Annotated in this window: 26 protein-coding genes and 1 pseudogene; 13 read left to right on the forward strand and 14 right to left on the reverse strand. The window is 65.7% G+C overall.

Annotated elements, in window-relative coordinates:
• The 5 genes from AAHG03_RS01170 to AAHG03_RS01190 all read right to left on the reverse strand — a co-directional run bounded on the left by AAHG03_RS01170 (position 1) and on the right by AAHG03_RS01190 (position 3,373).
• Positions 1 to 192: a hypothetical protein gene (locus tag AAHG03_RS01170; protein WP_056243690.1), complete on the reverse strand. Its 192-nt coding sequence runs from the start codon at positions 190 to 192 to the stop codon at positions 1 to 3.
• An 84-nt stretch (positions 193 to 276) separates the two neighbouring features.
• Positions 277 to 711 carry a tellurite resistance TerB family protein gene (locus AAHG03_RS01175; protein ID WP_342148147.1) on the reverse strand — a complete coding sequence of 145 codons (435 nt, stop codon included), beginning with the start codon at positions 709 to 711 and terminating at the stop codon, positions 277 to 279.
• A gap of 118 nt (positions 712 to 829) precedes the next feature.
• On the reverse strand, positions 830 to 1,603 hold the full coding sequence (locus tag AAHG03_RS01180) for an ABC transporter ATP-binding protein (RefSeq protein WP_342148148.1): 774 nt from the start codon (positions 1,601 to 1,603) through the stop codon (positions 830 to 832).
• Positions 1,600 to 2,352: an ABC transporter permease gene (locus AAHG03_RS01185; RefSeq protein WP_342148149.1), complete on the reverse strand. Its 753-nt coding sequence runs from the start codon at positions 2,350 to 2,352 to the stop codon at positions 1,600 to 1,602. Before AAHG03_RS01185 ends, AAHG03_RS01180 begins: the two co-directional genes overlap by 4 nt.
• Positions 2,353 to 2,362: 10 nt before the next feature.
• Positions 2,363 to 3,373, reverse strand: coding sequence for an ABC transporter substrate-binding protein (locus AAHG03_RS01190; RefSeq protein WP_342148150.1), 1,011 nt, complete (start codon positions 3,371 to 3,373; stop codon positions 2,363 to 2,365).
• 320 nt (positions 3,374 to 3,693) lie between these two features.
• Between AAHG03_RS01190 and AAHG03_RS01195 the strand changes: the two genes are divergently transcribed.
• The gene (locus AAHG03_RS01195; protein ID WP_342148151.1) at positions 3,694 to 4,116 is read left to right on the forward strand and encodes a DUF3597 domain-containing protein; all 423 of its coding nucleotides are present in this window, start codon (positions 3,694 to 3,696) and stop codon (positions 4,114 to 4,116) included.
• Positions 4,117 to 4,347: 231 nt separating this feature from the next.
• On the opposite strand, the gene AAHG03_RS01200 is transcribed toward AAHG03_RS01195, so the two are convergent.
• Positions 4,348 to 5,256, reverse strand: a complete 909-nt coding sequence (locus tag AAHG03_RS01200; RefSeq protein WP_342148152.1) for a LysR family transcriptional regulator — start codon at positions 5,254 to 5,256, stop codon at positions 4,348 to 4,350.
• 125 nt (positions 5,257 to 5,381) lie between these two features.
• Here AAHG03_RS01200 and AAHG03_RS01205 point away from each other — a divergent pair, with 125 nt between their 5' ends.
• A complete protein-coding gene (locus AAHG03_RS01205; RefSeq protein WP_342148153.1) occupies positions 5,382 to 5,993 on the forward strand; it encodes a glutathione S-transferase family protein in 612 nt (203 codons plus the stop codon).
• Positions 5,994 to 6,005: 12 nt separating this feature from the next.
• Positions 6,006 to 6,902 (forward strand): pyridoxamine 5'-phosphate oxidase family protein, encoded by an 897-nt coding sequence (locus AAHG03_RS01210; protein ID WP_342148154.1) that lies wholly within the window; start codon positions 6,006 to 6,008, stop codon positions 6,900 to 6,902.
• On the opposite strand, the gene AAHG03_RS01215 is transcribed toward AAHG03_RS01210, so the two are convergent.
• Complete coding sequence (locus AAHG03_RS01215; RefSeq protein WP_342148156.1) at positions 6,903 to 7,568, reverse strand: hypothetical protein; 666 nt, start codon at positions 7,566 to 7,568, stop codon at positions 6,903 to 6,905. It abuts the gene before it with no gap.
• Between the two features lie 14 nt (positions 7,569 to 7,582).
• Positions 7,583 to 8,215: a 2OG-Fe(II) oxygenase gene (locus tag AAHG03_RS01220; protein WP_056243664.1), complete on the reverse strand. Its 633-nt coding sequence runs from the start codon at positions 8,213 to 8,215 to the stop codon at positions 7,583 to 7,585.
• Positions 8,216 to 8,516: 301 nt separating this feature from the next.
• On the opposite strand from AAHG03_RS01220, the gene AAHG03_RS01225 reads away from it, so the two are divergent.
• Complete coding sequence (locus AAHG03_RS01225; protein ID WP_342148157.1) at positions 8,517 to 8,822, forward strand: hypothetical protein; 306 nt, start codon at positions 8,517 to 8,519, stop codon at positions 8,820 to 8,822.
• A gap of 17 nt (positions 8,823 to 8,839) precedes the next feature.
• Here AAHG03_RS01225 and AAHG03_RS01230 read toward each other — a convergent pair whose 3' ends face one another.
• A complete protein-coding gene (locus tag AAHG03_RS01230; RefSeq protein WP_342148158.1) occupies positions 8,840 to 9,430 on the reverse strand; it encodes an outer membrane protein in 591 nt (196 codons plus the stop codon).
• Between the two features lie 597 nt (positions 9,431 to 10,027).
• Here AAHG03_RS01230 and AAHG03_RS01235 point away from each other — a divergent pair.
• The 5 genes from AAHG03_RS01235 (at position 10,028) to AAHG03_RS01255 (ending at position 14,310) form a co-directional block, all read left to right on the forward strand.
• The gene (locus AAHG03_RS01235) at positions 10,028 to 12,412 is read left to right on the forward strand and encodes a hypothetical protein (protein ID WP_342148159.1); all 2,385 of its coding nucleotides are present in this window, start codon (positions 10,028 to 10,030) and stop codon (positions 12,410 to 12,412) included.
• 304 nt (positions 12,413 to 12,716) lie between these two features.
• Complete coding sequence (locus tag AAHG03_RS01240) at positions 12,717 to 12,992, forward strand: hypothetical protein (protein WP_342148160.1); 276 nt, start codon at positions 12,717 to 12,719, stop codon at positions 12,990 to 12,992.
• Positions 12,989 to 13,342: a hypothetical protein gene (locus AAHG03_RS01245; RefSeq protein ID WP_342148161.1), complete on the forward strand. Its 354-nt coding sequence runs from the start codon at positions 12,989 to 12,991 to the stop codon at positions 13,340 to 13,342. The genes AAHG03_RS01240 and AAHG03_RS01245 overlap by 4 nt, the downstream gene beginning before the upstream one ends.
• Before the next feature lie 46 nt (positions 13,343 to 13,388).
• A complete protein-coding gene (locus AAHG03_RS01250; protein ID WP_342148162.1) occupies positions 13,389 to 13,544 on the forward strand; it encodes a DUF5681 domain-containing protein in 156 nt (51 codons plus the stop codon).
• Between the two features lie 358 nt (positions 13,545 to 13,902).
• Positions 13,903 to 14,310 (forward strand): hypothetical protein, encoded by a 408-nt coding sequence (locus AAHG03_RS01255; protein WP_342148163.1) that lies wholly within the window; start codon positions 13,903 to 13,905, stop codon positions 14,308 to 14,310.
• Between the two features lie 44 nt (positions 14,311 to 14,354).
• Here AAHG03_RS01255 and AAHG03_RS01260 read toward each other — a convergent pair whose 3' ends face one another.
• Entirely contained in the window at positions 14,355 to 14,717 is a 363-nt protein-coding gene (locus AAHG03_RS01260; RefSeq protein WP_342148164.1) for a hypothetical protein, read from the reverse strand.
• 416 nt (positions 14,718 to 15,133) lie between these two features.
• Here AAHG03_RS01260 and AAHG03_RS01265 point away from each other — a divergent pair, with 416 nt between their 5' ends.
• Entirely contained in the window at positions 15,134 to 17,407 is a 2,274-nt protein-coding gene (locus tag AAHG03_RS01265; protein WP_342148565.1) for a hypothetical protein, read from the forward strand.
• Between the two features lie 138 nt (positions 17,408 to 17,545).
• Here AAHG03_RS01265 and AAHG03_RS01270 read toward each other — a convergent pair.
• Positions 17,546 to 17,662, reverse strand: a pseudogene (locus AAHG03_RS01270) (DNA recombinase); the annotation flags it as partial.
• Here AAHG03_RS01270 and AAHG03_RS01275 point away from each other — a divergent pair.
• Positions 17,637 to 17,933, forward strand: coding sequence for a hypothetical protein (locus AAHG03_RS01275; protein WP_342148165.1), 297 nt, complete (start codon positions 17,637 to 17,639; stop codon positions 17,931 to 17,933). The pseudogene AAHG03_RS01270 and the gene AAHG03_RS01275 overlap by 26 nt on opposite strands.
• 226 nt (positions 17,934 to 18,159) lie before the next feature.
• Here AAHG03_RS01275 and AAHG03_RS01280 read toward each other — a convergent pair whose 3' ends face one another.
• From AAHG03_RS01280 to AAHG03_RS01290, 3 genes are all read right to left on the reverse strand, one after another.
• The gene (locus AAHG03_RS01280) at positions 18,160 to 18,681 is read right to left on the reverse strand and encodes a hypothetical protein (RefSeq protein ID WP_342148166.1); all 522 of its coding nucleotides are present in this window, start codon (positions 18,679 to 18,681) and stop codon (positions 18,160 to 18,162) included.
• 380 nt (positions 18,682 to 19,061) lie between these two features.
• Positions 19,062 to 19,445, reverse strand: a complete 384-nt coding sequence (locus AAHG03_RS01285) for a phage holin family protein (RefSeq protein WP_342148167.1) — start codon at positions 19,443 to 19,445, stop codon at positions 19,062 to 19,064.
• Positions 19,435 to 19,689, reverse strand: coding sequence for a hypothetical protein (locus tag AAHG03_RS01290; protein WP_342148168.1), 255 nt, complete (start codon positions 19,687 to 19,689; stop codon positions 19,435 to 19,437). Before AAHG03_RS01290 ends, AAHG03_RS01285 begins: the two co-directional genes overlap by 11 nt.
• A 277-nt stretch (positions 19,690 to 19,966) precedes the next feature.
• On the opposite strand from AAHG03_RS01290, the gene AAHG03_RS01295 reads away from it, so the two are divergent.
• Positions 19,967 to 20,098, forward strand: a complete 132-nt coding sequence (locus tag AAHG03_RS01295) for a hypothetical protein (protein ID WP_342148169.1) — start codon at positions 19,967 to 19,969, stop codon at positions 20,096 to 20,098.
• 9 nt (positions 20,099 to 20,107) lie between these two features.
• Entirely contained in the window at positions 20,108 to 20,482 is a 375-nt protein-coding gene (locus AAHG03_RS01300; RefSeq protein WP_342148170.1) for a hypothetical protein, read from the forward strand.
• Positions 20,483 to 21,216 lie beyond the last annotated feature (734 nt).

Consider the following 21,216-nt stretch of genomic DNA (forward strand, 5'->3'; position numbering starts at 1 on the left):
TCAATCGTAATCGAAATCCAGCGACCGCTCGAACGCCCCGGCGCTCATGCGCTTGCCGCTCGGGTCGGAGACCGCCACGTCGCGGAAGCCGCGGCGGGCGAGTTCCCAGGTCTTTTCCAGGGCCTGCTCGTCGGTGCCGCAGGCGAACGTCATCTCGCGTCCCGCCGGGTCCGTTCCCGTCACCTTGTACATCGTTCACAACACTCCCGAGCGGCAGGGCATCATACGCCCTCCGCGGCCGGTTCGCGAGGGCGCGACGGGCGGCCCCGTGCCGCTTCAACCCAGCAGCGACGCCTTGTCGACGGCAAGCGCCGCGGCCAGCTCATCGAGCACTTTATGCTCGCTCTCGGTGATGCCGCCCTTGTCGGCGGCGTCCGCGGCGATCAGGAAGACGTACTGGCGGTGCTCGACCGGACGGTCGGCGATGGCCGCGACGTGCTGGAGGTTTTCGAGTCGCCCGGCGCGCAGTTCGCCGCGGGCCAGCGCCTCGAACAGGGCCTTCTCCAGGGTCAGCGTGTCGTAGGATTTCTCGAGGATGGGGTTGGCCCGCATGCTGACGAGGGCGGCCTCGATCTCCTCCTCGTCGGTGTCGCCGTCGGCGACGATGACGTTGGCCGCCGCCGAGACCGCCGCCTGCATGAACTCGGCATCGCCCGCGTAGGATTGCACCACGCGATTCAGGCGGAGGAGGGCGTCTTGAAAAAATCCCATCCCGATACTCCCGGCGTCGCCCCGCAGGGCCGCGCGATGGTTTCTAGCGCGGGCGCCACCGTCAAGGTTTTCCCGACACAGGCAACGAACCCGAACGGCGACGCTCGCGTTCCACGCCTCAGAGGTCCGAGGACCGCCGCGACAGCTCCCCGCGCAACTGGCGCGCCGCCTCGACCAGTTCCGTGTCCCGGCGCAGGCGCGGGCGGGGCAGGGTGATCGACACATCGGCCGCGATCCGGCCGGGGCTGCCGGCCAGCACCACCACCCGGTCGGCGAGGTAGACCGCCTCGTCGATGTCGTGGGTGACGAACAGCACCGTCTTGCCCGTCTGCGCCTTGATGCGCTGAATCTCGTCCTGCAGCCCCTCGCGGGTGAAGCTGTCGAGCGCGGAGAACGGCTCGTCCATCAGCAGCACCTCGGGATCGACCGCCAGCGCGCGGGCGATGGCGACGCGCTGGCGCTGGCCGCCGGAGAGCTGGTGCGGCCAGCGCTGCGCGAGGTCGGCGAGACCGACGAGCTTGAGCATTTTTTCCGCCCGCGCCCGGCGCTCGGCCTTCGGAAGGCCGTGGCGCTCCAGGCCGAAGGCGACGTTGTCGATGACGCGCCGCCAGGGCAGCATTCGGGCATCTTGGAACACCAGCGCCATCGGGCTGCGCGTCTCCGGCGCCGTGTCGAGGGTGACGGTGCCGGTGCTGGGCTTGGCCAGATCGATCAGCACCCGCAGCAGCGTCGACTTGCCGACGCCGGACTCGCCGACGATGACGAGGAACTGGCCCCGCGGCACCGCGAGGTCGAGCGCGGCGAGGATTTCGGTGCGCCGCCCGTCGCGCTCGTAGGCGAGCGACAGGCCCTTGATGTCGATGATCGGGCGCTGGTTCTCAAGATTGTTCATGCGCGCCACCGCAGCAGCCAGCCCTGGAGGGCGACGAAGCCGGTGTCGAACAGGCCGTAGAGGGCGGCCATGGTCAGCATGTAGACCACGACGATGTCGGTGGAGAGGAGCGAGGAGGCTTGCATCATCCGCGCGCCGATGCCGGGCACGCCAAAAATTTCGGCCGCGACCACCGCCATCCAGGCCTGACCGAGCGCCGTGCGCACGCCGACCAGAATGCCGGGCGTCGCCGCGGGCAGCAGGATTTTCGTCAGCCGGGCGAAGGGCCCGCGGAAGCCGAAGGCCTGGGCGACCTCGATCAGGTCGCGATCAACCCCGCGGACGGCCCCCTGTGTCGCAAAAAAGACGATCCAGAACACGCCGACCGCGATGATGAACACCGCGGCCGAGGGCTGCACGCCGAACCAGATGATGGCGAACGGCACCCAGGCGAGGCCGGGGATGGGGCGCAGCAGCCGCACGATCCAGGCGGTCAGGCTCTCGAACCAGCGGAACATGCCGGACAGCAGCCCGAGCGCGATGCCCGCCCCCGCGCCGACCCCGAGGCCGACGACGTAGTGGCTCAGGCTCTCGGCGACCGCGCGCGGCCATGCGCCGCCCGCGATCTCCCGGCCGAAGGCGGCGGGGATGGAGGAGGGCGGCGGCAGGAAGGCCGGGTTGACGAGATCGAGCCGGGGCGCCGCCTCCCAGACACCGAGGAAGGCGGCGAGCCCGGCGGCCGCGAGCGCGGCCGAGCGGATGGCACTCATGCGGGTCCGATCAGGGCTTCTTCACCGCGTCGAACGGCTTCACGTCGAACAGGCCGTCGGTCGGCGCCTCCTTGTCGAGGGTGCCGATGGAGACCTGATAGGCCTGCATCGCCTTCGTCGCCTCGATGATGGTGCGCGGGTCGGTGACGAACTTCGCCGCCGGCGAAGAGATCGCCTTCTGGATCGTCGCCACGTCGGTGATGCCCTTGCCGAGCGCCGCCTCGACCGGCACCGCGGCCTTGGCCGGGTCGTTCTTCAGCAGCGCCGTCGCCTTGACGAGGGCCGCGACGAGGCCCTCGACGGCCTTCGGGTTGGCCTCGGCGAACTTGCCGTAGACGGCGACCACCGTGCCCGGCTGGTCGGGGAACATCTCAGCCCCGGTGGCGATCAGCGCGACCTTCGGGTTGCGGCCTTGCACGATGGTGAGCGCCGGCTCGCGGATCGAGGCGCCGTCGACGGCCCCGGCGAGAAGCGCCTGCTGGGTCGCGTCGATGCCCATGGCGACGATCTCGACATCGGCCTTGTCGGCCTTGGCGACCTGCCAGAGCCAGTGCTGGAGCGTGGTGTTCGGCACCGAGCCCGGCGGCTGGGTGGCAAGCCGGGCCGCGCGGCCCTCCTTCGCCTTGAACTGCTTGAAGGCGTCCGCCTTGCTCGGGGCGCTCGCGAAGTAGGGGGCGAGCTTGGGGGCGGCCACGAACACCATCTCCTCGATGGCGGTGGCGGCCACGACGCGCACGTCGATGCCCTTGGTGCGGGCGACCGCCAGCGGCGCGATGCCGGCGACGTAGACGTCGATGGTGCCGGATGCGAGCGCCTGGATCATGTTCGGGCCCGACTCGAAGGTGGTGAAGGCCGGCGCCAGCCCCGCCTCCTTCAGCCAGCCCTCGCCGTTGGCGACGAAGACCGGGGCGGCGCCGATCACCGGGATCACGCCGATGCGCACCGGCACCTGCTGGGCGGCGGCGGGGAGGGCGGCGGCGAGGCTCGCCAGAAGGGCGAAGGCCTTGATCAGGATGCGCATCGGGGACGGGTTCCGGCAGGACTGATCCCGCCCCATGGCACAGCGGGCGCGATCTTCCAATCGCCCGAAGCCGCATGGGCGGCTTCGCGGCGCGAAGAGCGCCGCGCGCAGCGTGCCTCGGCGTGAGCCGAGGCGTAGAGTGGAGCGAGAGCCTCAGCCCGCGGAGGCGGGCGCCAGCGACTGAGGCAACAAAAAAACCAAGGCCATCGCTTCGAGCGATGGCCTTGGCGAGAGGGCAGGGCGGAACGGGCGCTCCTTAAGCGATGTTAACGGGACCGTAGCGGCACCTCGGCCGCGCGAGACGACAGGACCCGACCGCCATGAGCCTCCTCGGCAGCATCGTCAGCAAGATCCTCCATCCGTTCGGCACCTCCGAGGCGCAGGCCGCGCCGTCCGACAAGCCGGCCTCGACCGAGGCGCAGCCGACCTCCGGCGGCGGCAACGCGCCGGCCTCCACCCCGACCAGCGGCGGCGCCTCCGGCGGCCCGGTCGATGTCGAGGCCGTGCTCAACGACATGGCCGCCAAGAACGGGCAGAAGCTCAACTGGCGCACCTCCATCGTCGATCTGATGAAGCTGCTCGACCTCGATTCGAGCCTGCACGCCCGCCAGCAGCTCGCCGACGAACTGCACTACTCGGGCGACAAGAACGACTCCGCTTCGATGAATGTCTGGCTGCACAAGCAGGTCATCAAGAAGCTGGAAGAGAACGGCGGCAAGGTCCCTGCCGACCTGAAGGATTAGTTTTCTCTTAGTCGCGAGCAGCCCTCTCCCGACCGCGCGACGGGAGAGGGTCTTGTAGAACTTCGAATTTTCCCTCTGCCGTCATTCCGGGGCGCTGCAGGCGAACCCGGAATCCATGACCGGCCGCGACGCATTGTATGGCCGCACATCACGGGTAGATTTCGGGTTCCGCTCCGCGGCCTCGGAATGACGGCAGTGGGGGTCATACCGTCGCGATCACCCAAGCCCCGCTCATCCCACGGGCGGGTTCACCCGCGGGTCGGCCCGCAGTCGCTCCACGGCCAGCTCGACGAAGGCCCGCACCTTGGCCGGCGCCCGGCGGCCCTCCGGGCTCACCACGTGGACCGGCATCGGCGGGCCCTCGTGGGCCTCGAACAGACGCACCAGCCGGCCCTCGGCCAGAGCCGGCGCGACCTGATAGGACAGGAGCCGCACGATCCCCCAACCGTCGAGGGCCGCAGTGAGCGCCGCGTCGATCGTGTTGCAGACGAGCCGGGGCCGCAGCGGAACCGCCATCCGCCGCTCCGGGCCGAAGCGCCATTCGGCCACCCCGGCCTTGTCGCTCCGGCCGATGATCGCGTGGCCGGTCAGATCCGCCGGCTCGCGCGGCGTGCCGTGCCGCTCCATATAGGCCGGCGCGGCGCAGACGACGCTGCGCACGCTGCCGACGCGGATCGCCGAGAGCCCCGAATTCGGCAACGGCCCGATCCTGAGGGCCACATCCGCCCCCTCCTCGACGAGGTCGATCACCCGGTCGAGGAACAGGGCGCGGGCCGCCACCGCGGGGTGGCGGTCGAGGTATTCGCCGATCACCGGCAGCACGTAGAGGCGGCCGAACTGCACCGGGGCCGTCACGGTCAGCGTGCCGGTCGGCGTCGCCATGGCGCCCGCAGCGGTCGCTTCCGCCTCCTCGATCTCCGAGAGGATGCGGCGGCAATCGTCGAGATAGCGCGCGCCAGCTTCGGTCAGCGCGACCCGGCGGGTGGTGCGGGTGAGAAGCCGCGCGCCGATCCGCGCTTCGAGCGCCGCCACCGCGCGGGTCACCGCGGGCGGGCTCATGTTGAGCGCGCGGGCCGCACCGGCGAAGCCGCCGCTCTCGGCCACCCGCACGAACACCCGCATCCCCTGCCAGCGGTCCATCGCGGGCTCCGATCATTCCGCTTCGAGCAACAATCGCTTGCGGAGAATGACGGTTCTCAAGGATCGGCGAAACGGTTTTGATGCGGGGACCGGCCGGTTCGACGGCCCGAACCCTAGGAAAACCCGTGAAGCTCTACGATCTGCCCCTGTCCGGCCATGCCCACCGGGCGCGTCTGTTCCTGTCGCTGCTCGGCGTGCCGTTCGAGACCGTGCCGGTCGATCTCAGGGGCGGCGAGCACAAGACGCCGGCCTTCCTCAAGCTCAACCCGTTCGGGCAGGTGCCGGTGCTCGACGACGACGGGACCATTATTTCCGATTCCAACGCCATCCTGGTCTACGTGGCGAAGAAGCTGGGGCGCACCGACTGGCTGCCCGAGGACCCGGAGGGCGCCGCCCGGGTGCAGCGCTGGCTCTCGGTCGCCGCCGGGCCCATCGCCTTCGGCCCGGCCGCCGCGCGCCTCGTCACCGTGTTCGGCGCCGCGTTCCGACCCGAGGAGGTGATCGCGCGGGCGCACGCCATCCTCACCCTGGTCGAGGCCGAACTTTCGGACCGCGATTGGCTCGCCGCCGCGCATCCGACCATCGCCGACGTGGCGCTCTACAGCTACGTCGCAGCGGCGCCCGAGGGAAACGTCGATCTCGCGCCCTATCCGGCGATCCGCGCGTGGCTCGCCCGGATCGAGGCGCTGCCGGGCTTCCTGCCGTTCCCCAGGACCGCCGCCGGCCTCAACGTCTGAAGGAGTCCCCCCATGGACACGACGCCGTGGCATGGCGGCGAAGTCGCGCTCCAGACGCGCGTCGGCTCCGCCGCCCGCATGGCCGAGATCGGCCCGCGGGTGATCCGCGACCATCTCATCGAGCAGCATGCCGGGTTCTACCCGCTGCTGCCCTTCGTGGTGCTCGGCACGGTCGATGCCCGCGGCGCCCCCTGGGCGACCCTGCGGGCCGGCCCGCCCGGCTCTTTTCTGGGGGTGCCCGACCCGTACCACCTCACGGTCGTGGCGGCACCCGAGCCCGACGATCCGGCGGAAGCGGGATTGCACGACGGCGCGGGCGTCGGGCTGCTCGGCATCGAACTCGAGACGCGCCGCCGCAACCGCCTCAACGGCACGGTGGAGCGGAGGGGGATGAGCGGCTTCACGGTGGCCGTGGAGCAGAGTTTCGGGAACTGCCCGCGCTACATCCGGCCCCGCCCGGCGATGTTCTCCGGCACGCTCCGCAAGGCCCAGGCGCCGTCCGTGTCGGACCGGCTCGACGGACGGGCGCGGGCGCTGCTGGCCGCCACCGACACGCTGTTCGTGGCGAGTTCCACCGAGACGGGCGGGGAGCGACAGGTCGACGTCTCGCATCGCGGCGGGCCGGCGGGCTTCGTGCGGGTGGCCGAGGACGGCACCCTCACGGTGCCGGACTACGCGGGCAACCGCTTCTTCAACACGCTCGGCAATCTGCTCTCGAACCCACGCGCCGGCATCGCCGTGCCGGATTTCGCGAGCGGCGACCTGCTTCAGATCACCGGGCGGACGGAGTTGGTGCTGGATTCGCCCGAGATCGCGGATTTCGACGGCGCCGAGCGGCTATGGCGGCTCGTGCCGGAGCGGGTGGTGTTTCGCCCCCGCGCGCTGCCGCTGCGGTTCGGCGCAGCCTGATCAGCCCGCCTTGCGGCTGCAGCGGATATAGCTCGCCAGCCCCTTCGGACTCGACCATGTCAGGCGATCCTGCTCCACGAGGAGGCGCACCTGTGAGGTCCAGCGGCGACCGCGCTCGCTGCAATCGGCCGCCATGGTCCAGGCGGCGCCGTCGCGGCGGTTGTTGCGGAAGCGGCAGCTCGTGCGGCCGGCCTTCGCTCCCTCCTCGGTGATGGTGGCGGGCAGGAAGCCGCGGCGGCGCTGGCGCTGGCCGCAGGCGACCGCGTTGGGCCCCCACACGCCGACATAGGCCGCGCGCTCCAGGACCGGCGCGGCGGGCCGCGGCGGCTCGGGCGGTGCGAGCGCCTCGGGCGCCGTCGCCACGGCGGCGACCGGGACGAGGCGGGGCTGCTGGGGAGCGGGGGGAACGAGCGCCGCCACCCGCTCGGGCTCGGGCAGGCGCACCTCCGGCACGTCGATGCCGCCGTGGTCGGCGCTGGCGTAGCGGGCAGGCCGGGCCGAGGCCTCGCGGCCGTCGTCGGTGAGGGCCAGGAGGGTGTAGGAGAACAGCGCGCCCCAGCCCGCGGCGAGGACGACGGGAATGGCCAGCAGCCGACGCGACACGCCCCGGTCCCCGGTGGCCGTCGCCCGCGTCATCTCGCCGGGCTCGCTCGCATCCGTCGCCATCGCGCGCTCCCGCCTCAGCGCCCAAAAATGCCTTTCAGGAACTGGGCGGTGCGGTTGCGCTTCTTCTTGCGCTCCAGCTCGGCCGCGTCCTTGACCCAGGCGACCTGCACCACGCGGCGCTCGCCCTCGAACGGCTCGTGGCCGTGCCAGGAATTGTCGGCGCGCAGGAAGGCGAACATCGTCCCCATGGTCGGCGGCACCTCGACGGCGAAGGGCTCGTAGTTCTTGCCGTCGTAGAGCACCCGCAGCCGCCCGGCGGCGGGCGCGTCCCAGGCGTCGTTCATGTAGACGAGCAGCGTCATCACCTTGGACGGGCCGTCGGTGTGGATCGAGCCGTATTTCGGCTGGCTCTTCTTCATGATGGTGGTGAGCCGCGGGCACGACACGAGGTCGATGCCGAACTTGTCGCCGAGGATGCGGGAGAACTCGTCGCTCTCCAATTCGTCGATCAGCGCCTTGAACCGGCCCTTCAACGCCACCTCGTCCACGGTGAGGTAGCCGGGCTTGGCGATGGCCGGGAAGTCCTGGCGGATCTCGGCGATGGCGCCCTCGTTGAGCACGCCGTTGCCGAGGAAGAAGGTGTAGGGGTCGCGGGAGACCGGCGCGGCGCGCACGGCATCGACGTTGAGGATCGAGAGGCCCGACATGGCTCGTCTGTCCCGTCAAGGAAGGCGCGGCCCGACGAAGACGGCCGGCGCGATGTGTGAGAGTGGACCGAACGGGGCCCGGCATCAACGGTAGACGGTGCGATTGCGGCAAGCGCGGGGCAACCCCTTCCCGGCGCTCGCGGAACCTGCCATGGTCAAGCTTGGCGGCCGCCCTCCGGCCGTCGCCCCTACCCGAGAGGATCGTCCAGGATCTGCGATCCAGGCCGAGTCTCTCGGTTGTCGTGCCGCATCGGCTTTTTCCGAAAGCCGGTTCCCACCTTTCGGGCCGATGCTCCGAGTGATGAAGCCCGTCGCCCTCGCCGTCCTCGGCACTACCCTGGCGTCGCTCCCGGCGGGCGCGCAGCCGCGCACGCCGACCGTCCGGCTGACCTGCGCCGAGGCGATGGCGATCGTGAAGGCGGAAGGCACGGTGACGCTGGGCATCGGCGGGCGCGCGCCCGAGCGCTTCGTGCGCGACCGCAGCCTGTGCGAACTCACCGAGATCGCCGAACTGCGCTTCGTACCGACCCGCGACAACCCGCAATGCCCGATCGGCTACCGCTGCCGCGAGCCCGATTACGGCGACTGGAACTGGAACGGGGATTGAGGGCCCGAGCCGGCGCGTCAGTGCAGCCGGTTCCCGACCACGCCCGCCTCGACCGCCACGGAGAGCCGGTCGGTGATCGCCCACTCGACGCCGACGCGGGCATCGGGCCGCACGGCGATCTGCTCGCGATCGTAGACGGGGGCTACGGGCGTGCCACCGAAGCGCAGCCGCTCGTGCACCGCCCAGGCCCCGGCCTTGCCGTAGAGCAGCACGTTGTCGGTCAGCAGCGTCCCGACCTGCACCTGCACCGCGCCGGACAGGTCGCGCGAGTAGCCGAGACCGCTGAACCCGAGCGTGTTGCTCCCGGCCCCAGGGATCAGCCAATCGACCCCGCCGACGATGCCGTAGACGAACCGCCCGTTCTGCCACATCCGCCCGCCCTCGAAGCCGAGCGTCGGCCCGCCGAAGCTGCCGAAGGCCTTTGACGACGAGAACGCGTAGCCGGTCGAGACGGCGGCGTAGGAGCCGGACCACCGCCCGGCCTCGTCCCCGCGCGGCTGCGACCACGCGAACGAGGGCAGCGGCGCGAAGCCGGCGAAGGGGAGGGCGCTCTGCGCGAGCGCGGGCGCAGGCCCGAGGAGGCCGCCCCCGAGGACGAGAAGAGCCACCCGGCGACGCAGGGAACGGGGAGCGATCAGCCTGTCCATACGGCCAAGATAGCCGATCCCGCGGCCTGGATACAGGCCGCCTCGACACACCCCGCGGACCGACAAGGAAAGCCCGCCGCGCCATCGATCGGCCGGCGGCCGAGTACGCGGCCTCGGCGTCCGATCTCGGCGAGGGCCATTGACATCTCCGGATATTAGGAATATATATCTACCTGTCACTCGGATGAACAATTGGATCGAGCCTTCCGGTGTCGATGCGTAAGAAGATAGTCCGTTCTGAAGTTTCTGTTTTTCCGTAGCAAAGTCATCGAGATCGTGCGTTCGCGTTCATGTCCAGTGCGCCCTGCATCGCAGCCGGCGTTCGTCGAATGAACGGATTCGGTCTCGATCGTCACGACGATTAGCCAAGACCGATCCGCCGCAGAGGTGGATTCTCATTGCAAGAAGAGGCCGAACCCTATGCCGGGCTTTCCCAGCCCGGACACCGGCAAACCTGCGTCGGTGGCACCGAAGGCGAAACGATAAGCGCGAGCCGTCCATCGGACGAAGGCTCACATCATTCCTTTGACGATCAAAACTCGATAATCGGAGCTGAAAATGGCCGTTCGCAAAGCATTGGGTTACATCAACGGCGCGACCGCCGAGATCCCCCCGACCGATCAGATCGCGACCGATGCCGGTGCGATGACCATCCGGCCGGTCGGCGCGACCGTGACGAGCGACCTCGCCGCAGTACTCGGGCGAAACCTCACATTCGCGGATTTCGGCGCCAAGCCGATGACGGCCAGCGAGTTGGCGGCGGCGACGAAGCCGGCGACTGCCACGACGCCGAGTTACATCGACGGCAGCCTTTTCCCGTCAACGGTGCTCAGCCACACCACGATCTTCAATACCTATGCGAAGTACTGCTATTACAACAACAAGCCGATGATCATCCCGCCGGGCGATTATGTCGTCAAGAATAAGTTGGATATGATCGGCGTGCCGATTTACGCAGCAGGCGCCCGAATTTATATGCCGAACAACAATGCGAGCAATGCACCCGGATTGATCATCAGAACAGAGCCCGACGCGATGGAAAACATCGACGTTTCGGAAGTACAGAGCTGGACCGGGTGGGAGCGGTACTCGCGCAAACTCGGCAACCTGAAGAACCGTAAGGGTCAGTTTATCACACCTGAAGTGGACGAGAGCATCCAGTATCTGTCCTTACGCGGACCGGACATCGACGATGCCTACGGCTTCCTCGATCCGTTCCTCGTCGCGACCGACGACGGCGAGCTGTTTCACGCGCTCTACGCCAACGCTGACGTGCGGCAACCGAACTCGCGTGCGGACTGGATCAACTCGGCCGAGGACGTCAGTCTCGGCGAGGTTCGTAAGAACACCTACTACGCCAAGACGCTGCGGGCGCCGATCGAGATCAACGGCCTGACACTCATCATGTATGATGATGGGAGCACCGAGCCCTGCAAGGCAGGGGTGTCCATTCGACGGTGCCGGACCCGGATGCAGGACTGCTCGATCTTCAACAAGTCGAACCGACAGATGCTTGTCGGGTACAATATTAACAAATCCTGCTTCGTCGACTTCGAGAATTGCCTCGTGGACGGGCTCATCGGCGGACCGACCGGCGGAACCACCCATTACGGTTTCCAGGTCGGGGGGAGCGCCAGCGTCACCTTCACCAAGTGCCGCACCTATCACTGCCGCCGCGGCGTCGACGTGCAGCGCGGCAAGAACGTGCACATGCAGGATTGCGAGCTGCACAACGGCTGGGGTGCGCATTGGGGCTGGTGGATCGGTTCCGATGGCGGGATCGTCAGCGCGACCGGCATTCGCGGCGGCGAAAAACAGTTCGCCGAGAACCCGCACGCGGTCCTGGTGGCCGGCGGCGGCTTCTACTGCACCAACGCCGACGTTTACGTCTCGCAATTGGCAACGGCCGCATTCCGGGTCAGGACGGACAACTACCAGTGCGCCGACGACGTGATCTTCTCGAACAACCGCGTCGTCTTCGATGGCGACGTGTCGGAATACCGCCTGCTCGATTTCCGGCTCTTCGACGAAGCGCGCGACTACGGCCGCCCGATCGAGATGCCGCGCAATCTCGTGGCGGAGAACAACCACATCATCGTCCGGCGCCCCAACAAGACCCTCACGCTGCTGTTCTGGCTCCGGCCCAGGGCCACGACCTGGCTGCCGAAGGGGATCAGCGTCGACACCCGCTTCTCGATCCGCAAGAACAGCATCTATTTCGAGGAGGGCGGCGCCACGACGGTCAACGGTCAGCCGCGCATCCGGGCCTACATCAACAAGCCGTCCACGAAGCAGGTGGTCGGCGGGGCGGGCGCCACGGGCAGCGGCATCAACGGGATCATCGCCGACCTGCCGTATCTCTATCTGGAAACGGATGTGGATCCCGAGGCGGCCGACAGCCTCGTCCGTCTCACCGCACAGGTCGAACGCATCGCCGGCCTGTTCATGGTGCGGCGCGCAAGCGGCTCGTTCCGGGAGATCCTCGCCGAGGCCGGCTCGATCGACGACGCCGTGCTGACCGCGCCGTTCGACGGCACGAGCCGTGTCGGCAACACCAAGCAGGCCGACGAGTACGTCGGACCCTATACGAAGCGAGGTCTTTTCACATCGGCGCGGAACTCCGGCTTCAACTACGCCGGCACCACGCAGCTCGCGGTCGACAGTCCGACCAATGCCGTCAACTTTCCGGTCCTGGCGGGTTCGATTTCGGGCAACGGCATCATCTTCACCGCCGCCGGCACCGACACCAACATCCCGCTGCGCCTCTATGGCAAGGGATCGGGGACGGTGTCGGTCGGCCAGACCGGCAACGCGCTGAGTTTCTACGGCACCACCGGCACGACCAAGCAGACGCTCCCGGCGGCCGCGACCACCCCGGAAGCGACCCAGACGCTGGCCAATGAACTGCGCGCCAAACTCATCGCGCTCGGCCTGTTCAACTAAACGTGGGCCGATAGAAAACGACAGGCCCAGGCTGCCGGCACATCCCGGCGGCCTGGGCACCAAGGGCAAACCTCGAAAGCGCCCGCCCCCCAAAGGGCGGCGCTCGATCGTTCGAGCGAAAACGAAGAAACTGGCGACCCCGGTAGGGGCGTCCAAGATGAGCAAGATCAATGACTTGCTCGAAAGTGGGACACCACTTCATCCCACCGGATCATTACGCTTTTCGGCGTAGTGTCCCACAGCCTTTAGAGCTGGCAGGGGAGGGGGCCGCGCTACGGGTCGCGCTGACGAAGGGCGTCGCCCGATGATCCCTGCCGACGCCCGCTTCGGCCCCTGGTCCGACCACATCGACGCCGCCGAGCGACTGGCCCGGCTCCGGTCCCTCCGGGCCATCGTACGCCTTACCACCGGCCCGCGTGGCGAAGCCCTCGCCGACGAGTTGCACCGCGCCGAGCGCGATGCCTCCCGCCTCCCCTTCGCGCTGGCCGCTCTCGACAGCCTGGCCCCTCTTGATCGTCGCCAGGTGCTCAGCTCCTACGCCGCCCTCCACCGTCCCCAGCCCGAAGCCCGCACCGCATGACGCCCCGTGAACTCGACGCCTTCCGTGCCGGTCTCCGGCAGGCCACGGAACACGCCCTCATCACCGCCCTGAGGATCGAACTCCGAGACGACGCGGGCGAGATTCGCCAGCGCGCGGCCATCGAGGCGCTGCGCGGGCTCGCCGAGGGCTTGAAGGCCGAGGCCCGGCCGGAGGTCCCCGTCGCCTCCGGCTTGCTGGACATCATGGAGGCCATCGCTTCATCTCTCGAAACTTCAGGAACTACGACCTGCCCGCAGTGCTCTGGCCGGCTCGCTTGGATCAAAGACGACAGCAACGGCCACGTCCACGTCCGATGCGAAGGGGCGGGCTGTATCGCCGTCATGCAGTAAGGAACCGATGCCTCTCCCCGTCACACAGCGGCGACCGCGCCGCCGCATGTTCAATATGACGAGTGGGCGTTTCGAGGCAGGCAGGAGTGGCAACCCGAACGGACGGCCGAAGGGGGCCCGCAACAAGGCGACGATCGTCGTTGAAAGCCTGCTGGAAGGGGAGGCGGAAGCCCTCACCCGCCGAGCCATCGAGCTTGCTTGAGACGGCGACACAACAGCCATGTGGCTGTGCTTGGACCGCTTGATGCCGGTGAGGAAGGACAGGCCGATCGCCTTCGAGCTTCCGCAGATCGAGGAAGCGGCCGACCTGCCGAGGGCCACGAGCGCCCTGCTTCAAGGCGTCGCCGCAGGCGAGATCACCCCATCGGAGGCCGCCGAGCTGAGCCGCCTGCACGGCTCGTATACGAAGACCTGTTGGCGAACCCACCGCCTCCGCCGCCTGAAATGGTGGCCTACTGGCAATCCGTCGATCTCCATCCGCTCGCGGCCGACACAGGCGAGTACCTGCGTGGAGGACCAGCGTCTTGGGATCGTCCCGAGTTTCGGCAGGAGCCCCTGCCATGAACGCAGCCTCATTGAACCGTAGGCTTTCCGCCTTGGAGGCAGCCGCGTCGCCGGTTGGCGTCCAGCCCGCGGGGCTCGATCCGTTTGACCGTCTCTTGATCCTGCTGATGGCGCATTACCTTGGCCAACTCGGCGAGGGCGAGAGCATCGCTGAAGCACAGGCCCGTGCGCTCGGCTTTCAGGGACCGCGGGACATGCGCGCTGCCTTGGAAGCGCGGAGTTCGGTGCCCGACCTTTGGGCCGAACGCTATGACGATGCCGTGCTGCGGTTACTCAATCTGCGACGCGTGTCCCCGAGCGACGAATGGAGCAAGATCTGCGCCGCCCTCGGTTCGCTTTACGATGGGGAACCCCACAGAATTCACGCCCATCCTTTTGCGGAGAGCCTTGGATCTAGCGCCTGAAAGCAATCCGACGGTGGTTCGCTACACGACGGATCACTTGGCGATCACGCTCTCTGCATTGCGCGCCAACGATTTTCCACTTCGGCCAGGATACTCGCAATGCCCGGCCGCAACACCTCAGAAATGGCATGGGGCATCGGTAGACTGAACCGCCCGATTTGCCGGCATCGGAAAAAGTGTGTGCGGTGGTACGGGTCGAGTTGTTCGATGATATCGCCGAAGGCGTCACTCGGTGGCCGAAAATTATGCTTGATCGTTAGTTCAAGCAACGGGAGCAGGCAGTGCCGAAGGGCCGGATGCTTCAACTCCCCGGCCTTCGATCCATCGGCCACACCATGACTGAGCAGGTACGCCTTAAGAGCCAATTCGGCCGCGTGACTGAGCAGGTGCCACGCGGGGATCGCCATCTGAATATCGATTTCAAGGATGTCTGCCCCCGGCTCGACCCTAACGGCGGCCAGCCGGTACGCCTCAGCGTCTTGCGCGATCCCGATCGCGACCTGCTCCTTCGGCCTTTTCGGAACTTAAGCCATCGTCTGCCCCTGAACTGTTGCGCCCACAGTAGGCTTTCACGACGAATGAATCGTTGTTTTATCAACACACCCGTCGGCATATCGCCCGCACTCTCGCAGAGGCCACAAATCGGCCACGAACGGATCGAAGACAATCCTAGGGGAACCAGCGGCCACCGGAGCAGGGTAAAATTGTCCTCGGATCGCCAAATCGTAATTGGCGCCGAAACAAACCTACTCTGCGAAAACAATGAATCCATAGCAACAAAAAGCGGCGCAAGATGTCAGCCATAAAGATCGCCCGCGTGAATATGTCAAGTCTTGGGCCGGCATCAAACAAAGAAGGGTACGCTTCGCATAGGGCTGCGATTTCGGGAGATGGCCGCTATATTACGTTTTATAGCGAGGGAACAAATCTTGTAAATGGCGACATAAATGGAAAAGGTGATATTTTTGTACGTGATGTTGCCACAGGGAAGACCTCACTAATTAGTATAAATACCGAAGGCAATCAGTTCGAAGGCTGGGCCGAGTCTTCTTCGATCTCTGATAACGGTAAATTCGTTGCTTTTTGTGACTCAGATGGGATCTATCTGCGGGATGTTGATGCCAAAACCACTAAGTTGATATCCCAATCGGACGGCACAGGCTTTTCAGCGTCTGATCCAAGCATATCTAGCGATGGAAGGTTTGTATTATATCAATCCTGGAAGTCGGGATATGCAACTACATATATTTATGACACGAAACTCGATAAAACGACGAATTTAGAGCCCGATTCAAGATCAACAAGTCAAGCTGGGGGACTGGGGCCTAACCGTATATCCACGGATGGCAGATACGCAGTAGCTGGCTGGTCGATAATTGATAATAAAACTAAAGCGTCAACCTCGATCAATTCACACTACGCGAATGAAATACCCGATATTTCTATCACAGATAACGGCCGCTATGCAGTATTTTCGTCATCAATTTCAAGCAATAATGGATCAAAGAATATATACTTATTCGACATAGCGAGGTCCACTCAAACACTAGTATCAGTGTCTATCGATGGCGCCAGCGGCAATGGACTCTCAGTCTTTGGCGACATCTCCGCCAATGGGCATTATGTTGTATTTAGAAGCTACGCTAGCAATTTAGTCGAAGGGGATGCAAACGATAATGCAGATATTTTTGTCCGTGATCTATGGACAGGCAATACAGCTCTAGTCAGCTTATCAGCGCATGGTGATCAGCCCAATAGGCTGGTTGATAAGCCGGCTATATCCGCGGACGGCAGAACTATAACCTTCATTTCCGATGCATATAATCTTGTTGCGGGCGATACGCCTTCGACTGATACAAATTCTTCGGTGGATGTGTTTGTTGTGAGCAACCCGTTCTTTGGCATCTATCGCGCGGGGAGGGAAGGCCCCGACAAAATTTGGGGTTATGTCGGAAATGATGAACTCCATGGTTTTGACGGAAATGACATCATCGACGGCCGCCAGGGAGCAGACCGGATGGAGGGCGGGGCCGGCAACGATACCTACAGCGTCGACAACAACCGCGACGTAATCTTCGAGAATGCCGGCAAGGGCTACGATCGGGTCGTCGCGTCCGTCTCCTACACGCTTGCCGCCAACGTAGAGATGCTGACGCTCTCAGGGAGGGGGGCGATCAACGCCACCGGCAACGCGCTCGCCAACCGCCTCGTTGGCAACGGCGGCAACAACGTCCTCGACGGCAAGGGCGGCGCCGACCTCATGGAGGGCAGCGCAGGCAATGACGTCTACCGCGTCGATCACGCTTCCGACCGGATCGTCGAGGCGGTCGGCGGGGGCCGGGACACGGTGATCACCACGGTGAGCTACCGGCTCGCTGCCGGCCAGGAAATCGAGGTTCTGCAGACCGCCGACGCCAACGGCCGTGCCGCCCTGAAGCTCACCGGCAACGAGTTCGGCAACAAGCTCGTCGGCAATGCCGGCGCCAACACGCTCGACGGAGGGGCCGGCATCGACGAGATGCGGGGCGGAGCTGGTAACGACACCTACGTGATCAACCACGCCAAGGATGTCGTGATCGAGGCGCTTCGGGGCGGGACGGACACGGTGCTCTCGTCCGTCAGCTACGCTCTCAAGGCCGGTCAGGAGATCGAGAGCCTGCGCCTGACCAGCAAGGCCGGCTCCGCCAATCTGACGGGCAATGAGTTCGGCCAGTCGCTGGTCGGCAATGCCGGCACCAACGTCCTCAACGGCGGTTTCGGCAATGATGTGCTGATGGGCGGCAAGGGCGCCGACACGTTCGTGTTCGCCACTAAGCTCGGGTCCGGCAACGTCGATCACATCACCGATTTCACGGGGGCTGATACAATTCGGCTGGACGATGCGATCTTCCGTGCGCTGGCGCCGGGCGAACTCAAGGCCAATGAATTCAAGGACGTCGCCAAGGGTAAGGTCGATGCCGACGACCACATCCTCTACGACAGCCGCAGCGGCAGTCTGTCTTACGATGCCGACGGCTCGGGCAAGGCGGCAGCGGTGAAGTTTGCCGTGCTCGACAACAAGGCGGCGCTCACCCACTCCGACTTCTTCATCGTCTGACACAGCGTGCGCCGGGGCGGCTTGATGGCTGCCTCGGCCTACCCCCCCGCTCGCATGATCCTTAAAGGCATTCGGCCAGCGGATGTATCTCAGCACCGTGCGCAGGTCTTTGTGCCCCGACACTTCCATGATCTTCGCTAGATCGGCGCCCCGCTCCGCGCCGGACGTGACGAACCCGGCCCGCAGGGAGTGTGCCCCGAACGCCGTCGGATCGAGTCCGGCCACCTCGATGTGCTTCTTCAGAATAGCCGCCACCGCCTGGGTCGTGAGGCAAGGTGCCGACGGTTCGGTTCCCCCTGGTGCATTCGAACTGACGGAGCGCACCCGGCCCGACCGCGACACCGGCCGGAACAGCGGGCCTTCGGTGATCCCCACGGCATCGAACCATTCCCGCAGCAGCGCCACCGGCCGGATGAACCACCCGTGCGGGATCGCCTGCATGTGGAAGCTCAAGCAGCGCGATCTGGTGCGGGAGGTTGCGATTGAGGGGGAGTTGAAGGGGTGGGCGCGGGCCCAGGATGAATAAATGCTGAAATAATGGATTTCAAAGAGGGAGGCCACGTGCTCTCAAGAAGTTATTCAAATCGGCAGGATCAATTGCCGGATTCATATTAGACGCTTGGTACCGGACCATATCAGTTATCAAAGATGGCGAGCGTGGAGGTAATTTTGCACGCCATCTTTGCACCAAGCGGTCAAGAGTACCCTCGTGTAGTGGGTCCACCGTTCACCCCCCTATAGTTATTTATTGTTTATTCAGACACGCTTTCCGCGACATGACTGACCGGCTTATTTATTAATGCCATGAAAATTCGATAGGCTGATGGCCTTAGAAATTTACGCAGAAACCCTGTTTCCCATTCATTATTAGTTTCAGATAACACAGTCTGCAGTTCAGGAATCAGATGGTCAGCATCAGCCGAATGCAGAAAACTTTCCATTCTGCGAATGAAAATATCATCTTTTGCGTCGAAGGCATCTTTGATGATCACCGCAGCACCTACTTGGTCAATAGTAATTCTCATGATAGCGAACAAAAGCGCAGATATTGTACCCAAATTAAGTATAAGCGCTATAAGCGATCCTGCAAAAAATTCCAGGTAATGCTTCTCTGCGCCTTCTTGCCTGCCATAATCTGGCGACCAATTCCCGGAAAAAACCTGTACCCAGTATAATGCGCTGTCGTTGAGGCGAATATTGTTCTGATTTGATATGACTAGTATAGCCGCGATGACTGCTACCAAGCCAACAATGGCTTTGTCTCTGACCCGCATGCTGGATTGCCCCGACAGCGCTCAAGATCGTATGCTCCCGATGCGGGACATAAGCTTGACCGTTAGGTCGGGAGAGCGCAATCCATCGCAGGGGATTCATGCAATGCTCCAATCCATTCCGAAGCACGTTCTACGCCTACGTTGCCGCTGCGCAACGCTTTTGAGCGTGTGACGGTTCGATTTGGCTATATGGCGTGGGGCGGAGGCGAGATGCCGCTGCCAGTAGCTGCAGGAGTCCATCGACGGCCCGCGCTTCATCGCCAGCCCAGCAATCCGCTCGTACTGCGCGCTGTTCGCCAGGCGGCGATTGTCCTCCGGCTGCCACCTTTCCCCGGAATAGGAGCCGAGGTAGGCGCCGCTGACGCAGAACCAGGCCGCGCTTACGTCCTGACCGATCGTATGCTCATCCTGCGAAAGCCAGCCCACATAAGGATCGCCGTGGCCACGAGGAACGGCAGAGCCACGATCACCCCGGCCAGCGCATCGGAGCCGATCAGCGCCGCGATAGCATCCCGCAGCGCGATCAGCAGCAGCACCAGCGAGACGAGGACTAGCAGCAGCGCCCCGCCGAACAGTGCCGCGAGCGTCGCAACAGCCCGCAGGTTGCCGCGAACCTCGATCCTGGCCAGCCGGAGCAAGTCGGCGAACTGAGCGCTGGCCTCGCGGACGGCGGCGGCGATCAGGGCGGGCGTGCTGCGCGGATCCCCGTCTGGCTGCTGTCGATCCACCGCCGGTTCGTTCACCGCAGCCGCTTCAATGCTCATCGCGAGTGCCACCAGCGCGAAGCCTCACACCAGGGCGACCGTCGTTCAGAAACTCGACGCCTTCGGCCTCAAGTGCCCGCATGACAGCTTGTATCTTGTCGAGGCCGCTCACGAGGCCGGAAGCGCCCCGCTTCTCCATGGCGCCGATCGTGTTGATGTTGACGCCAGCCCTCTCCGCGAGGGTGCCCTGATCCATGCCAACGAGGGCGCGTGCCGCCCGAAGCTGGTTTCCCGTGGTGAGCATATCGGCTCCAGAACCCGCCGAACTAGGATTTTTTCATAGCAGGCTGTTGACGGCATGATCTGTATAGCTCATACCTAACTAGGAACTACACCTAGTTAGGCAGGTATTCAATGTCTCGCCGCGCCCTCTCTTGGTCCTCCGCCCTCCGCGATCTGCGGAACGACCGCGTGCAGGTTCCGCAGGGCTTCCTTGGCTCGCGCGAGCGCATCCGGTTGCTGTTCGCGTCGGCCGCGCCTCGCTCATCACCCCGACCGGTACTTTCGATCGCGCCGGCATCATGGCCGCCGCTGCCGCTGCCGCGAAGGCGCATCAGCTTCAGTACGGCTCCACCTGGGCCGTCGCGATGTCGGTCTCGCTCAAGGCCGCGTGGCAGTTCGCCAAGTCCCTCCGCTCCGCTGCTGCGCACTGAGCCCGGCCAATGCTCCCCGCCCTCACACGCCGCGCCATAGTCGCCGCGTTCGCCCTTTCGGCCATGGTGCGCCCCGCGCGCCCGGCTCCTGCCGATCCGATCTTTGCTGCCATCGACCGCGCCAAGGCGACAGACGCCGCGCTCGCCGCGATGCTGTCCGGCCTGAACGAGGACGACGAGGCCGCGGTGCGCCGTGCCGACGAGGCGGCCGACGCTGCCAGCGACGCCTTCAACGCCCTTCGGTTCGTCCGGCCCACCACCGCCGCCGGCTTCCGCGCGCTGGTCAGCTTCTACGCAGAGCAAGCCGAGTTGGATGAACCGCACTGCGCGGGCGCGATGTACCTGCGCCACGTCCTCTCGGCCCTGCCCGAGGCGCGCGTCTGATGCCGCCTCGCCCCACCCGCCGCACTATCCTCGCCGTCGTTCTGTCCGCCACGCCATGGCGACCCCGCCCGCGGCCAACGCCGCCCGGCCCGATCCGCTCGCCGCCGCGATCCGGCGCGCCCGTCTCGCCGATGCCGCTCACCGGCAGGCAGGCCACGACGCTCTCAACGCCTTCGGCCCCGACGCGCCCCGCCCCGCCTACTGGCGTGCCTACCGCTTCGGCGTGCTGGCCGAGCGCTACAGTGCCCGCCGCGCTCTTCACGCCCTGACGCCTGCCACGGCCGACGAGGCGGCGGGCCTCGTCGCCTATTACGCCGAGCGGGCCGAACTGTCGGGCGATCCCGAGACCGCCCGCGCCGGTCGCCGCCTGAGGAAGGTGTTCGCACGAGCAGGCGTGCCGCAACGGCTGTCGCTGGCTCGACTATTCGAGGGAGATGCACGCGCTGATCGGCCGCCCCGATCCGGAGAGCGTCGCGGCCATCCGCGAGACGTTCGAGCGCCCGCTCCCCGACGGCTCGACCCTCTTCAGCCGCTACGGCGGGCCATCTTGATCCGCGTTCCCCTGCTCGCCCTGGCAGGCGGGGCAGGGGTAAGAGGCCGGCGCTCTCCTTTCGCCCTGGCAGATGAGGGACACGGGGCCGCCGGTCTCGCCATGCCGACAGCCCTATGATCGAAACCGAATTACTCTGATCATGGGGGCCCGCCTTCTACCCCTCGCGGACATTCATGACGCT

The organism is Methylorubrum subtropicum, assembly GCF_038442325.1.
In the GTDB taxonomy this organism is placed as follows: Bacteria; Pseudomonadota; Alphaproteobacteria; order Rhizobiales; family Beijerinckiaceae; genus Methylobacterium; species Methylobacterium subtropicum.